Raw genomic sequence first — 12,825 nt, forward strand, 5'->3', positions numbered from 1 at the left:
ACGTGATCGAACCGGGCGGGATACCCCAGTACACCGGTGACTTCGGCCAGTTGGAGAAGGCCGCGTCCGGTCTGCGTACGCATGCCACAGGCATCCGGAACGGCGGGAAGGACGTCCACTCCCGGTTCCAGGCGACGGCCGCGTACTACAAGGCGCCCGAGGCCGAGAAGCTGTTCTCCTCCACCCAGCCGGTCATGGACACGGCCGACGAATTCGCGGGGAACATCGAGTCGCTCGCCGACGCCCTGGACACGTTCGTCTTCGAGGCCAAACCCCACGCCGACCAGCTCAAGCAGCTGAGGCTGGACGCGATCGCCTTCGTCGACAGCGTCCGGGGCGATGACGACTGGACCGAGGACAAGAACAAGACCGACAAGCACCAGGCGCTGATGGACGGCGTGGCCGCGGCTCGCGAGGGCTTCCAGGAAGCCGAACGCAACGCGGCCAACAAGATCAACACACTCGGTCCGGGAGCCTGCCGCCCCGCATGGATCGTGGACGACGGCACCCATGGACTCGGCATGTACGGCCAGAGCGCCGACACGCTCAAGGACATGAAGGACCTGCCGTGGGGCAGTCCGGAGGGACGCACCTACGAGCGGTGGAGCCTGGAGTGGTGGGGGCACGGGGCCAAGAGCTGGGCGTGGGACGGCCTAGCCAAGGACAGCATCTGGGGCGGCATCGACGGCCTGGGCACCCTGATCGGCTTCCACGGCGGCGAGGCCCGCGACCAGGCATGGGACGGTCTGCGACGGACGGCCGTCGGTGGCTACGCCTACGGCATGGACCTGTTCGGCCAGGACGAGCACCTCTCCGGCTGGCAGCGCGACAGCAAGGCGTACGCGAAGGAGTTCGGCAAGCAGTTCATCGCGTACGACATGTGGGAGGAGGACCCCGCTCGCGCCCACGCCGCCGTCTCCTTCAACATCCTCACCCTCGCCGCCGGCCCCCTCGCCGGTGCCGCCAGGCTGGGCAAGGGCGGCACGATCGCGAAGGCCGCCGGCACCATGGCGAAGATCGGCGACGCCCTCGACCCCCTCTCCGGCACCTTCAAGGCCGCCAAGGCCCTTTCGGACCTGCCCAAGGTCTCCCAGGTCCTGGCCAACGTCAGCGAGCACCTCCAGCTACCGAAGACCAAGTTCCCCGACGGCGCCCTCGACCTGAGCGACCGCTTCCGGGTCGACAAGGACGGCAACTTCATCCCGCTCGGCAGGGACGGCACGCCCAACCTGGCCCCGGCCAGACACGAACCCTCCGCCGCCGAACGGGGCGCCGGCCAGCCGCACGGCGATCGCGAACCGGTCAGTGTCGGAGGCCGCGCGCCCGAGGCGACCGCCCACGCGGGCGACGGACCGCCTCCGCGCGGCGGCCATGACGCGGGTGGTGGGGGTAGTGCAGGCCACTATGACCGAGGGGATGCAGAGTCCAGCACCAGCCCAGACACGCCTGCCAATGGGCACGGCTCCGGCGACTCCTCTTCAGGCCCGCCTTCCCATGAGCTTCCCGACCGGCACCAGACGAATCCTTCACATGGTACGAATGACCACGGCGAGCCGCCCCTGCCGGCCGAGACGCATCCGGTGCATGTCGGCCCTCCCGACATCGACCCGGCCAAATACACCAAAGACATCAACGACCTCGCGCAGCCCCACACAGGGCAAATGAAGCCGGACCAGGAAGCCGGAGTCGTCGCGGAGCTGAACCGTGCCAGGATGGCCCCGCGCGATCAGCAGTCCTTGCTCAGCTCCCTGCGCAAGGGGCCTTTCGGGGCAGGTGCCGCGGAAATGATCTCGCGCGGGCATCTACGGAACATAGACGGTTACGACAAGCTGCTCGACATGTGTAAGCAGGGTCCGAGCAAGAAGGAACCTGGCACGGTTCCACCCACCTACAAGGAACCTGGCATGGTTCCAGCCGCCTACATGGCCATGAGGCTCGCAACCGAGCTGCAGGAGCACGGAGTAGGACGCATCGGAGTGGAACTCGATACGTCAACGTTCGATCTCGATGTTTACACCCGCCACCTCGACGGATCGATCGACTACGGCTATCAACTCAAAGACGTCAGAAATTTTGACGGCATCAGCTCCGCTGTAAAGAAGGCAGCAAAACAACTGACTTACGACGGCATCAGCCATCGCGTTGTCTTGCTGGACATACATCAGTCGATGACTGGCCTCACACAACGCATGTTCGATGAGGCATCGTTCCAGGCACGGAGAATGGGTGGGGCAGTCCACCTGCGCTTCGCCGATGGTTCAATAGTCGTTCCGCCGAACAGCTCCACATTTCCGTAGGGAAAGACCATGACAACATTGATGCGTGCCCCGCGCGAATGCGGATCCTGGTACTGGGACCTCTATGAAACCGCTGCGCCGGGGCTGGACTCGGCCCTCTCGGTCGCGGCGCGGATGTGTGGCGTGTTGGCCCGACTGGAACTCCTCGCCCCCATCCAGCTCAAGTACAGCTGGTATGTCCTGGACGTCGGACCTACCGGTGTCACAAGCGCTCTTGAGCTAACCAAGCCACTGGGGGATCCGAGCATCCCGGGGCGGGTACGAGGCAGCCGCCCCTCTGCATACCCCTCCGCCGACATCGCGGATATCGAAGTAATCGGCCCAGGTACGTGGATCGATGCGACCGGGCAACCCCGGAAAGAGCTACAGCTGGTCGATCTGTCCCTCTCTACAGCACCCACCGGCCTGTCAGCCGAACTGTCGGTACACCACGACATCTGGGGGTGGTACGACTTCGCGGGACGCCCGCACCCCGAGGTGCACAACCGAAACGCACCACGGCTTGCATCCGCCCTGAGAGAACTCGGTACTCTACTCGGCATGCCTCCCGAGCCCGGCGAGCCAACGTATTTCGGAGCAGCGATCTCCGAGGGGCTTTCAACGCCAGACGCATACGAGGATGGCTTGGGTCCCGACCTGACCAGCAGACTCTGACCGCCAAGAAGCGGTTCCGTCCCACGCCACGGACGACAGGAGCATCTGTGGTCCTACCGAGTCGCACCTCAGGAGCAGCCAATGGCTCAGGACGTCATAGCCCTGACCCCGCAGATGCCGGATACAAGAACGCTGCTGGCAGGGCTCCTTGCCGGCGGTCCCGATCTGCTCGTGAACCGAGCGGGCGACGGCTCCGTCGCTCAGCTGTGCACGGCCGCCGGGCAGGCGCTGGTGTCGCTCGAAGCACCCCGGTACGTCCAAGTGCCGGGCGAGGTAGCCCGGTTGCTCGGGTCGGACGTGCAAGCGGAGTCGCCCGTGTGGTGGACCGAGGCGCGGGCGACCAGTTCTGTGGAGGCGGCCGCGCAGTTGGCCGGGTCCGTCGCCGGGCGGCTGGTCGCCGTGTACGGGGGCGACGTCTGGCCACGCGAGGCCGGTCATACCGATGTCGTGGCCGATCTCGCCGACACCGCCGCGGACGCCGTCCCCCTGGGCGTCGACCTGCTCACCGAGAAGGCCGCCGTCGTCATCCAGGGCCGCCCCATGATCGCTGCCACGACCTGGCTGACCGACGTGGTGCGCAACGCGGCCCGCACCGAACGCGAACTGCAGATCGTCACCCCGCCCGGCACCCGGCTCACGTTCCCCGCCCGCACACTGCTGGACGGGCTGCCCTCTCGCTGGGTCGTGAGCGACCCCGGGTGCGGTTACTACGACGGCCTCTCCGGAGCCGTACTGCGCTGGCACGAGGGGCGATTCACCCACGCCACCGGCGACAGACCCCAGGTTGCGGACGCCTTCCGGCCCCGCCCCGGCACCGAAGACGAACGGCAACTGCTGCTCTCCATCCGTACGGTCCACCCCGCCGACGAGCATCTCGTCCTGGGTGGTGCCCTGGAACAGGCATGGCGCACGCTCACCGGAGCCCCGCCCGCCGGATGGGCAACCTCCGAGCCCATCAGCGCCCGCTGGTCACCAAGGCAGTTGACCGACCTGACCCGCACCCGCGCCCAGCAGTCCCTGCCCACCTGGGCCGTCGCGATCGGAACCCCCGACCGCCCGGCGATCGCCACCATGCGCACCGCCCGCACCCGCCTCGGCGTCGAAGAGCACATCACGCTGGCCATCGGCTACCGCGCCGATCAGCACACTCCGGTGGACGCCATGCCCGAGCTGGCCGAATCCCTGGTCGCCAGGCACAACCTCGCCACGATGATCGGCCAACTGCGCACCGCACGCGCGGATCTGACCACCCCCGCCCACCACGAGCCGCCTCCGGTGCCGCTCAGCTTCACCCTCGGCCCCGACGCCGTAGCCGACCTCGGCCTCGACCACGCCCGTCGGGCCCTCGCCGACACCACTCCCGTCCACCTCGGCCCGGCCGCCCGGCCCGCCCTGCACTTCACGCTCGGCGACGGCGCCGACCCCGCCGCCTGGCAGCGCCTGCGGCAGATCAACGACCACTTGGCAGCCAACAGCAGTGGGGCCTGAGCCCCCGCAAGACCGAGCAGACCTGGGCCTCTACAGCGGGACCTGCCGATGACATACAACCTCTTCACCACCAATCGCCTGCCGCCAGCCCGAGTCGTTGATGCCCTGGCATCATGCCTGCGCGTTGAGGCGAACTCCGTCGATGTCGCCGACATCGACGGAGTTCAGGACAACCGCAATTGGGATGCTGCTGTCCTGTGCGACTACTCGGATGTCCTCGGCGACGTGTCACTGATGCTGGACATCTTTGTCCAGGATGCCGTCTCCCAGCAGCCGACCGAGCCGGAATTCGCTGCACGCTTCGCCGTTGCGGCACAGACCGTGGTCCTGCATCCCGCCGAGGATCACCCTCCCAGCGCATATTGGCTGGTGACTCCAACCGGCTTGGTGACTCGCGCACGCCTCCTGTCATCGGACGATCAGCGACCCGAGTACTCCATCGATGCTGCGGAGGCTGCCGTCCCTCAACTTCCCGGCATTCGCGCCATGCAGCTCCCCGAAATCGTCCGCGAACAACCTGTCCCCACGCCGCCCACCTCGGAAGTCAGTCCTGGCGGTTTCCCCCTTTGAGGGTGCGTACGAAGGCGGCCCACACCCGTGGTGTGGTGCGGAGTGTCGCACCGCTGGGGTCGCCGGACTCGGTGAGGGCGACCGTGCCGGGGGCGGGGGCGGCCACGTGCACGCAGGAATTGCCCTGGGCGCAGTAGCACGACTTCTGCCATACGGGAGAGCACATCTCGGATTCCTTCACAGGTCGTGGATGAAGTCCCTCGTCGTGTCGCTCATTGAGCTCATCTCATCAAACGAGCAGGAATGAACTGTCTCCTGGCACCAGGTCGGCATAGTGCTCACACCGGGGGAATCGAGAAGGCTGCGGGAGTCAGTCCTTGCGTGGCCCTGCTTGAGGGTGCGCACAAGGGCGGCCCAGGCAGCGGGTGTGGTGCGGAGTATCGCTCCGGTGGGGTCGCTGCTCTCAGTGAGCTTGACGCCGCCGACATCCGTGGCGACGTGTACGCACGAGTCGCCCTGGGCGCAGTAGGACGACTTCTGCCAATGGTCGTGCGTGGGCATCGGCATTCCTCTCATAGCTGCTGACTGATGTGGTGGATCAGATCCCTGGTGTTCTGGGGCGACAGTGCGGCGCCCTCAATCCTGCAGAACAGGGTCCGGTATGTTCCGGTGGGGTGCCGGGAAGCCGGAGGAACTGGCCGAGCGGGGGCGGGGGTTGTACCTCGTCACGTTGTACGCGGAGTGCTGGGGCGCGTACCCCATGCGGGGCGGGCTGCCGGGGCAGGGCGGGAAGCTGCTCTGGGTGGAGTGCGCGGCGAAGGTGTAGGGGGTTCGGCTGCTGCGTCAGGGGCAGTTCATGGTGGCGGCGACCGCGGTCAGGACGGCGCGTTTGATCGCCGCGTACTGGGCGTCCGTGCCCGAGGCGTACACGTGCACGTACCTGGTTCCGGAGCCTTCGGCGCACGTCAGAGCCGTGACGGCGTCGCGGTCGTAGCGGAGGGCCTCGGCCGTCAGGTTCAGGGGTTTGCCCGGTGACACCGGTACTTCGGCGCGTACGCCGGTCGGTGAGAAGGCGTCCACTGTCGCCCTGTCACGCAGGACGACCGCCGAGAAGAGGCCCAGGTCGAGCTCGTCCTCGCCGTCCTGGAGCACCGAGCACCTGCTGACCGGGGCGTCATCGAACGCACCGAGCTGGGTCACCTCGCCGTCGGCCCATTTCCGTACGGTTTCGGCGTCCGCCACACCGCAGGGCGACTCCCCTGCGGCAGGGCGTACCGGCTTCAGCGCGGGCCAGTCGAAGCTCTTGGGTACGGGGAAGGGCTTGCCGCCGCACTCGGCGATCCGGGCGTTGCCGACGGCGAGCAGGGTCCTGGCGGCGAGGTCCACGGCGGCGCGCGGGTCGGCCTTCGCGCCGGGGACGTCGACGTTCACCAGCTTGTCCGGGCACTGCGGGAGATGGAGCCAGCCGTCCACCCGGTCGCCGTTCGCCTTGATCATCCCGGGCAGGTCGTGGGGCAGCGGAAATCTGCCGAGGTCCCACCACAGATGCGACTTGAGAGGGGTCTTCATCACGGTGGTGCTGAGCTGCCAGTCGCCCCTGCTCACCGTGCACTCCGGGTCGCCCCAGTGGTCCTTGCTCTCCGTGACCTTCCAGGAGCCGTCGCCCGACGGGGCCGCCCCGGTCAGGAGCGACTGGTCGATGGAGCCCCAGCACGCGCGGTCCGGCAGGCCACTGCTCCAGGGCCACTTGTCGCCCACCGTGGCCCAGACGGCGACGAGCAGCGCGGCCGTTCCCAGGGCGACGGCCGCCCAGAGCCGCTTGGCGCGCGGGGCGCGATCGTTGTCGGTGCTTGCCGGATGTTCGGATTCCCCCATGGACGATCAACCTAGTGCTGGGCCGCGTACGTCTCCAGCCACGCCGGGAACTCCGTCAGGGACGACAGGACGACGTCCGCGCCCGCCTCGCGGAGTTCTGCCGCGTCGCACGGGCCCGTGGTGACCGCGACCGACAGGGCGCCGGCGGTGCGGGCGCCGCGTACGTCCCCGGTGTGGTCGCCGACGTAGATGTGGGCGCCGTGCTCGCGCAGGGCGTGGCCCTTCGCCTCGGCCCACAGGCCGCCGATGACCGCGTCGGGGTCGATGCCGAGGTGGGCCATGTGGAGTTCCGCGCTCGGCTGGTACTTGGCGGTGACGACTATCGTCCGGCCGCCCCGTTCACGGATCGCCGCGAGCGACTCCCGGGCGCCCGGGAGCGCGGGGCTGGGGGCGATGGCGTATGTGGGGTAGATCTCGCGGTAGCGGTCGGCGGTCGCCGCCACCTTGTCGGCGGGGAACCAGTTCCGCAGCTCCTCGTCGACCGGCGGGCCGAGCCTGCTCACCACCAGATCGGCGTCGATCGGCGTCCCCGTTTCGGCGGAAAGCGCCAGGTAGGCGGCCTTGATGCCGGGCCGGGTGTCGAGGAGCGTCATGTCGAGGTCGAAGCCGACCGTCAGGGGGTGTGAGGACATGACGTCCATTGTCCGTGGGGGCGTTCGTCGCTCCGGCGCCGGTGCGGCCTTCGGGCCCGAAAGGGCGGTGCTTAGACTTAGCCAAGCCTTACCTTTGCACCGTTCGCGCCACTTGTTCTTGGCCACTTGCTCGTCACCACTCGATTGGGTCCGATGTCAGCCGCCGCACCTCGCCGCTCCAGACGCGCACTCGCGACGGCGGCGGCCGTCGTGGCGCTGCTCGTGGCGGTACTCCTCAGCCTGGCCGTGGGGGCCCGCTCCATACCCCCGTCCGAAGTGTTCGACGTCCTGCTGCACGGCGGGCACTCCGACAACGCCGAAGTCATCCGGAACATGCGCGTGCCGCGCACCCTGATCGGGCTGATGGTCGGCGCCGCGCTGGCCATCGCGGGCACGGTGCTCCAGGGCATCACCCGTAACCCCATCGCCGACCCCGGCATCCTCGGCATCAGCCAGGGCGCCTCGGTGGGTGTGGTGCTGGCCATCGCGTACGCCGGGGTCCACAGCCTTACGGGGTACGTGTGGTTCGGCTTCGCGGGGGCGGCGATCGCCTCCGTCGCCGTGTACGCGATCGCGTCGAGCGGGCGCGGCGGTGCCACGCCCGTGAAGCTCGCGCTGGGCGGCGCCGCCATCAACGCGCTGCTGGTGTCGGTGGTCTCGGCGGTGCTGACGACCAAGGCGTCCGCGCTGGACGAGTTCCGCTTCTGGCAGGTCGGCTCGATCGCCGGGCGCGAGGCCGAGGTGGCGCAGCAGATCTGGCCGTTCCTGCTGGTGGGGATCCTGCTCGTGCTTTCCGTCGCGCGGGGGCTCGACGCGCTGGCGCTCGGCGAGGACGTCGCGAAGGGGCTCGGGCAGAACGTCGCGGCGGTCCGGGTCGTCGGCGGAATCGGGGCCACGGTGCTGACCGGTGCCGGAGTCGCGGCGGCCGGGCCGATCGCGTTCATCGGGCTGGCCGTACCGCACATCGCCCGCGCGGTCGTCGGCTCCGACCACCGCTGGGTGCTGCCGATGGCGGCGCTGATCGGGCCCGTGATGCTGCTGGTGTCGGATGTGATCGGCCGCGTCCTCTTCCCGCCGAGCGAGGTCCCGGCGGGTGTGATGACGGCGCTGATCGGGGTGCCGTTCCTGGTCGCCCTCGTACGCCGGAAGGCGGTGCCCGCATGAGTGCCGGTACGAAGGTCCGGGCGGAGGTCCGGGTGCGGCCCTCCGGGTACCAGGTCGTACGGATCGGGGCGCGGGGCCGGTTCCTGCTGCACCGGCGGGCGAGCCTGGTCGCCGCCGCGCTCGTCGTGCTGCTGGCCGCCGTCTGTGTCGCGTACCTCTGCGTCGGCGAGAGCTTCGTCGCGCCCGGCGAGGTCGTGAAGGTGGTGCTGGGGCAGCCGTCCCCGGACGAGCTGGTCGTCGGCACGCTGCGGCTGCCGCGGATGACCGTGGGGCTGCTGGTCGGCGTGGCCTTCGGGATCGCCGGTGCGCTGATCCAGACCGTCGCCCGCAACCCCCTCGCCAGCCCCGACATCATCGGCATCAGCCAGGGCGCGAGCGCGCTCACGGTCGGCGCGATGACCTTCGGCATCACCTCGTACACCGTGCTGCCGTACCTCTCCGTCATCGGCGGGGTGGCCGCGGCTGCGCTGGTGTACGTCTTCGCCTGGCGCGGCGGGCTGCACGCCACCCGCTTCGTCCTCATCGGCATCGGCTTCGCCATCGCGCTGCGCTCGGTCACCACGCTGTTCCTGACGAAGGGCGACTACCTCGTCGCCCAGCAGGCCCAGATCTGGATGACCGGCTCGCTCAACGGGCGCGGCTGGGCCGAGGCGGCGCCGATCGGCTGGACGCTGCTGCTCCTGCTGCCCGCCGTGCTGTGGGCCGCCCGCGCCCAGCGCTCCGTCTCGATGGACGACGACACCGCGACCGCGCTCGGGGTGCGGCTGGGGCGGGTACGGCTGGGTCTGGTCGCGCTCGGCGTGATCCTGGCGTCCGTGGCGACCGGCACGGCCGGGCCGGTCGACTTCGTGGCGCTGCTCGCCCCGCAGATCGCCCGCCGGTTGACCCGCACCGCGCAGATCCCGCTGCTCTGCTCGGCGCTGCTCGGCGCGGTGATCGTGGTGTTCGCGGACCTGCTGGCGCGCAGGCTCTTCTCGCCCACCGAGCTGCCGGTGGGCGTACTGACGGCGGCGGTCGGCGCCCCGTATCTGATCTGGCTGATCATCCGCGGTCAGCGTGGCGGTCGCGGCCGTAGTGGAGGCACAGCATGAGTTCGACCCCGATGTCCGGCACCACGGTTGCCGGGACGGCATCGACCGGCTCCGCCGCGGCGACGGCCGGCCGGCTCGGCGCGCGGGAGCTGACGCTCGCGTACGAGGACCGCACCGTCGTCGAGGCACTGGACCTCGACATCCCGGACGGACGGGTCACGGTCATCGTCGGCCCGAACGCCTGCGGCAAGTCGACCACCCTGCGCGCGCTCGGCCGGCTCCTGAAGCCGCGCGGCGGGGCCGTGCTCCTCGACGGCACCGAGCTGTCGAAGATCCCCACCCGGAAGATCGCCCAGTCGATCGGGCTGCTGCCGCAGACCCCGGTGGCCCCGGAGGCGATCACCGTCAGCGACCTCGTCGCCCGCGGGCGCCAGCCGCACCAGCACTGGTGGCAGCAGTGGTCGGACGAGGACGAGCGGGCGGTGACGGAAGCGATGGAGCGTACGGATGTCACCGCGCTCGGCGACCGGTCCGTGGACGAGCTGTCCGGCGGTCAGCGCCAGCGGGTCTGGATCGCGATGGCGCTCGCCCAGGAGACCGATCTGCTGCTGCTCGACGAGCCGACCACGTACCTCGACATCGCCCATCAGGTGGAGGTCCTGGACCTGGTGCGCCGGTTCACCGCCCCGGCGGCGGACGGCACCCGCGGCCGGACCGTCGTCACCGTGCTCCACGACCTGAACCAGGCCGCCCGGTACGCGGACCACCTGGTCGCCATGAAGGCGGGCCGGATCGTCGCCGAGGGCGACCCGAAGGACATCGTCACGGCCGATCTCGTACGCGAGGTCTTCGGCCTGGAGGCGGTGATCGTCCCGTGCCCGGTGACGGGTTCGCCGCTCGTGGTGCCGGGTGCGCCGTGGCAGGCCGATACGGGTTCGTGAGCCCGCGCGCGTCCCCACTTCCAACTGCCGGCTCCTGACTCCTGACTCCTGACTCCTGACTCCTACGAAAGGCATCCCATGGCCCTCTCCGTCCGTGGTCCCGTCCGCCGCCGCGGTCTCGCTCTCGGCGCCCTCTCGCTGGCCGGCGCGCTCACGCTCGCCGCCTGCGGTTCGTCCGACTCCGGCTCCGCCTCCGAGGACGGCGGTTCCGCCGCCGCGAAGACCCACACCGTCAAGACGGCCATGGGCGATGTCGAGGTCCCGGTGGACCCCAAGCGCGTCGTGGTGCTGGACACCGGTGAGCTCGACTCCGCGCTGACCCTCGGCGTGCAGCCGGTCGGCGCGACGCACTCGGCGTCGGAGGACGGCTTCCCCTCGTACCTGCCGGCGGACCGGACCAAGGGCATCAAGGAGGTGGGCGAGATCGCCAACCCCGACCTGGAGACCGTCGCCTCGCTGAAGCCGGACCTGATCCTCACCTCCAAGGTCCGTGACGGCGACCGTTACGAGCAGCTGAAGGCGATCGCCCCGACCGTGATGACGGAGTCCACCGGAACGGCCTGGAAGGAGAACTTCCAGCTGCACGCGGAGGCGCTCGGCAAGCAGGCCGAGGCGAAGAAGGCCGTCGCCGAGTACGACGCCCACGTCGCGAAGGTGACCGAGGCGGTAGGCGGCAAGGAGAAGGCCGCCGCCACCGAGGTCAACTTCGTCCGCTTCGTCGAGGGTGCCGACATCCGCATCTACGGCAAGCAGAACTACATCGGCTCGATCCTCGCCGACCTGGGCATGGGCCGTCCCGCGATCACCGACAAGGCCAAGGACGGCTTCTCGTACGACGTGTCGCCCGAGAAGATCGACCTCGCTGACGCGGACGTCGTCTTCACGTCGACGTACGGCGACCCGGCGAAGGCGGGGACGACGAAGACGATGAACAGCGGCCTGTGGAAGGGGCTGAAGGCGTCCAAGGACGGCAAGGTCTTCAAGGTCGACGACCGGCTGTGGATCGCGGGCATCGGCTACACCGCCGCCGACAAAATCCTCGACGAGTTCCAGGCGAAGATGACCGGCTGACGTTCATTCATTTCGGCTGACGTCCGCTCATTTCGAGCACCGCCGCCCGGCCGTCACGTCCGTGGCCTCCGCGACCGCCACACCAGGTAGAGCGCGGAGGCGACGGCCGCCCCGCGCACCACCCACGGCCACATCTCGCCGATCGCGTCGCTCATCTGCCCGGCCCCGATGGGCTCGCCCCACCGGCCGTCGGTCCTGCCCCACAGCCAGACCAGCGCACCCGCCGCGACCACGCCCGGCAGCCCCATCGCGGCCCACTTCGCCTCCGCGCGGGACAGCGTGCGCGAGCTGTACGCGAGGAGCCAGCCGCCCGCCAGGGCCGGCCAGGACCCCGTCACGGCGCCCGCCACCAGCAGCACGGCGGCGAGCAGCAGCAGCGGGTGGGAAACGCCGTGGCCGCCCGCCCCGCGCTCGCGCGGCGCACGGCGGCCGAGCCGCAGAAGCCGGCGGCGGCGCGGCGCCTCCTCCTCCGCTTCCCCCGCTGCTCCCTCTTCCTCCGCGTCCGCCGCGTCCTGCTCGTCCCGCTCCTCGTCCTGCGCCGCGCGCGGGCGCGGCACCGTGTCCCGGGGCGGCGGCGGCTTCATCATGTCCGGGATCTCGACGCCGCCGACGAACCCGGGCACATCGACTCCGGCACCGAACGGCCCCGGTTCGACCCGCCACCAGTCGGCCTCGCTCCCGGACGGCCCCAGTTCGTCCGTACCGGCCATGTGCGGCGGCGACGGCACCCGGCCGGCCGGCGCGGCGGGCGCTTCCGGCGCGGCGGGTCCGGGCTCCTGCGGCCGCGACGCGCCCTTGCCGGAACTGTCTTTGCCGTCCTTCCGGAGCATCCCCTTGCGCGGGCGGGGAATGCCGCGCCCTTCGTCCGCCGCGGGCTCCGGCCGCCCCGCGAGCTCCACCGTCCCGTCGCCCGACGCGGCCGCGGCGGCCACCAGTTCGTCGGGTTCGCCGAGCCTCCCGATGATGCGGCGGACCGCCGCCGGACTGTCCCCGGACTGCTTTCCGCGCTGCCGGTCGATCTCGCCCCGGAGCGTCGAGACCAGCCTCATCCGGGCGGCCGAGGACAGTTGTTGCTGCTGTGCCAGGTCCCCGACCCGGCTCAGATAGTCGTAGACCAGCTGGTCGCTCTCGATCCCCACGCGATCGTTCCCCTCTACCGCCC

At 69.9% G+C, this 12,825-nt stretch carries 14 protein-coding genes; 9 read left to right on the forward strand and 5 right to left on the reverse strand.

Annotated features, from left to right (window positions below; all coding sequences use genetic code 11):
- Nucleotides 1-2: 2 nt before the first annotated feature.
- The 4 genes from OG842_RS17490 (at nucleotide 3) to OG842_RS17505 (ending at nucleotide 5,009) form a co-directional block, all read left to right on the forward strand.
- Nucleotides 3-2,297, forward strand: coding sequence for a hypothetical protein (locus OG842_RS17490; RefSeq protein WP_266730719.1), 2,295 nt, complete (start codon nucleotides 3-5; stop codon nucleotides 2,295-2,297).
- A gap of 9 nt (nucleotides 2,298-2,306) precedes the next feature.
- The gene (locus OG842_RS17495) at nucleotides 2,307-2,951 is read left to right on the forward strand and encodes a hypothetical protein (protein WP_328512320.1); all 645 of its coding nucleotides are present in this window, start codon (nucleotides 2,307-2,309) and stop codon (nucleotides 2,949-2,951) included.
- Between the two features lie 81 nt (nucleotides 2,952-3,032).
- The gene (locus OG842_RS17500; protein WP_266730721.1) at nucleotides 3,033-4,439 is read left to right on the forward strand and encodes a DUF6177 family protein; all 1,407 of its coding nucleotides are present in this window, start codon (nucleotides 3,033-3,035) and stop codon (nucleotides 4,437-4,439) included.
- 48 nt (nucleotides 4,440-4,487) lie between these two features.
- Nucleotides 4,488-5,009, forward strand: a complete 522-nt coding sequence (locus OG842_RS17505; protein ID WP_266730723.1) for a hypothetical protein — start codon at nucleotides 4,488-4,490, stop codon at nucleotides 5,007-5,009.
- Here the strand turns inward: OG842_RS17505 and OG842_RS17510 are convergent.
- The gene (locus tag OG842_RS17510) at nucleotides 4,984-5,175 is read right to left on the reverse strand and encodes a DUF397 domain-containing protein (protein ID WP_266730724.1); all 192 of its coding nucleotides are present in this window, start codon (nucleotides 5,173-5,175) and stop codon (nucleotides 4,984-4,986) included. The two genes, OG842_RS17505 and OG842_RS17510, sit on opposite strands and share 26 nt — an antisense overlap.
- Before the next feature lie 11 nt (nucleotides 5,176-5,186).
- Nucleotides 5,187-5,525: a DUF397 domain-containing protein gene (locus OG842_RS17515; RefSeq protein ID WP_323185753.1), complete on the reverse strand. Its 339-nt coding sequence runs from the start codon at nucleotides 5,523-5,525 to the stop codon at nucleotides 5,187-5,189.
- 85 nt (nucleotides 5,526-5,610) lie between these two features.
- On the opposite strand from OG842_RS17515, the gene OG842_RS17520 reads away from it, so the two are divergent.
- Complete coding sequence (locus OG842_RS17520) at nucleotides 5,611-5,775, forward strand: hypothetical protein (protein WP_266730728.1); 165 nt, start codon at nucleotides 5,611-5,613, stop codon at nucleotides 5,773-5,775.
- Nucleotides 5,776-5,792: 17 nt separating this feature from the next.
- On the opposite strand, the gene OG842_RS17525 is transcribed toward OG842_RS17520, so the two are convergent.
- Together OG842_RS17525 and OG842_RS17530 are read right to left on the reverse strand one after the other, a co-directional pair.
- Complete coding sequence (locus tag OG842_RS17525) at nucleotides 5,793-6,824, reverse strand: hypothetical protein (protein WP_266730729.1); 1,032 nt, start codon at nucleotides 6,822-6,824, stop codon at nucleotides 5,793-5,795.
- A gap of 11 nt (nucleotides 6,825-6,835) precedes the next feature.
- Nucleotides 6,836-7,456, reverse strand: coding sequence for an HAD family hydrolase (locus OG842_RS17530; protein WP_266730731.1), 621 nt, complete (start codon nucleotides 7,454-7,456; stop codon nucleotides 6,836-6,838).
- A gap of 153 nt (nucleotides 7,457-7,609) precedes the next feature.
- Between OG842_RS17530 and OG842_RS17535 the strand changes: the two genes are divergently transcribed.
- The 4 genes from OG842_RS17535 to OG842_RS17550 all read left to right on the forward strand — a co-directional run bounded on the left by OG842_RS17535 (nucleotide 7,610) and on the right by OG842_RS17550 (nucleotide 11,663).
- Nucleotides 7,610-8,620 (forward strand): FecCD family ABC transporter permease, encoded by a 1,011-nt coding sequence (locus OG842_RS17535; protein WP_266730732.1) that lies wholly within the window; start codon nucleotides 7,610-7,612, stop codon nucleotides 8,618-8,620.
- Nucleotides 8,617-9,711 (forward strand): FecCD family ABC transporter permease, encoded by a 1,095-nt coding sequence (locus tag OG842_RS17540; protein ID WP_266730733.1) that lies wholly within the window; start codon nucleotides 8,617-8,619, stop codon nucleotides 9,709-9,711. The genes OG842_RS17535 and OG842_RS17540 overlap by 4 nt, the downstream gene beginning before the upstream one ends.
- A gap of 11 nt (nucleotides 9,712-9,722) precedes the next feature.
- On the forward strand, nucleotides 9,723-10,592 hold the full coding sequence (locus tag OG842_RS17545) for an ABC transporter ATP-binding protein (protein ID WP_266733651.1): 870 nt from the start codon (nucleotides 9,723-9,725) through the stop codon (nucleotides 10,590-10,592).
- 78 nt (nucleotides 10,593-10,670) lie between these two features.
- Nucleotides 10,671-11,663, forward strand: coding sequence for an ABC transporter substrate-binding protein (locus OG842_RS17550; RefSeq protein ID WP_266730734.1), 993 nt, complete (start codon nucleotides 10,671-10,673; stop codon nucleotides 11,661-11,663).
- Nucleotides 11,664-11,716: 53 nt separating this feature from the next.
- Here the strand turns inward: OG842_RS17550 and OG842_RS17555 are convergent, their stop codons facing one another.
- Nucleotides 11,717-12,802 carry a hypothetical protein gene (locus OG842_RS17555; protein WP_266730735.1) on the reverse strand — a complete coding sequence of 362 codons (1,086 nt, stop codon included), beginning with the start codon at nucleotides 12,800-12,802 and terminating at the stop codon, nucleotides 11,717-11,719.
- Nucleotides 12,803-12,825 lie beyond the last annotated feature (23 nt).

Source organism: Streptomyces sp. NBC_00376 (assembly GCF_036077095.1).
GTDB lineage: Bacteria > Actinomycetota > Actinomycetes > Streptomycetales > Streptomycetaceae > Streptomyces.

What these genes read in the sequence shown, in the direction of transcription:
- OG842_RS17530 (WP_266730731.1), bottom strand. Translation starts at nt 7,456, where the DNA reads ATGTCCTCACACCCCCTGACGGTCGGCTTCGACCTCGACATGACGCTC.
- OG842_RS17550 (WP_266730734.1), top strand. Translation starts at nt 10,671, where the DNA reads ATGGCCCTCTCCGTCCGTGGTCCCGTCCGCCGCCGCGGTCTCGCTCTC.
- OG842_RS17515 (WP_323185753.1), bottom strand. Translation starts at nt 5,525, where the DNA reads ATGAGAGGAATGCCGATGCCCACGCACGACCATTGGCAGAAGTCGTCC.
- OG842_RS17500 (WP_266730721.1), top strand. Translation starts at nt 3,033, where the DNA reads ATGGCTCAGGACGTCATAGCCCTGACCCCGCAGATGCCGGATACAAGA.
- OG842_RS17535 (WP_266730732.1), top strand. Translation starts at nt 7,610, where the DNA reads ATGTCAGCCGCCGCACCTCGCCGCTCCAGACGCGCACTCGCGACGGCG.
- OG842_RS17510 (WP_266730724.1), bottom strand. Translation starts at nt 5,175, where the DNA reads ATGTGCTCTCCCGTATGGCAGAAGTCGTGCTACTGCGCCCAGGGCAAT.
- OG842_RS17505 (WP_266730723.1), top strand. Translation starts at nt 4,488, where the DNA reads ATGACATACAACCTCTTCACCACCAATCGCCTGCCGCCAGCCCGAGTC.
- OG842_RS17540 (WP_266730733.1), top strand. Translation starts at nt 8,617, where the DNA reads ATGAGTGCCGGTACGAAGGTCCGGGCGGAGGTCCGGGTGCGGCCCTCC.
- OG842_RS17495 (WP_328512320.1), top strand. Translation starts at nt 2,307, where the DNA reads ATGACAACATTGATGCGTGCCCCGCGCGAATGCGGATCCTGGTACTGG.
- OG842_RS17545 (WP_266733651.1), top strand. Translation starts at nt 9,723, where the DNA reads ATGTCCGGCACCACGGTTGCCGGGACGGCATCGACCGGCTCCGCCGCG.
- OG842_RS17525 (WP_266730729.1), bottom strand. Translation starts at nt 6,824, where the DNA reads ATGGGGGAATCCGAACATCCGGCAAGCACCGACAACGATCGCGCCCCG.
- OG842_RS17520 (WP_266730728.1), top strand. Translation starts at nt 5,611, where the DNA reads ATGTTCCGGTGGGGTGCCGGGAAGCCGGAGGAACTGGCCGAGCGGGGG.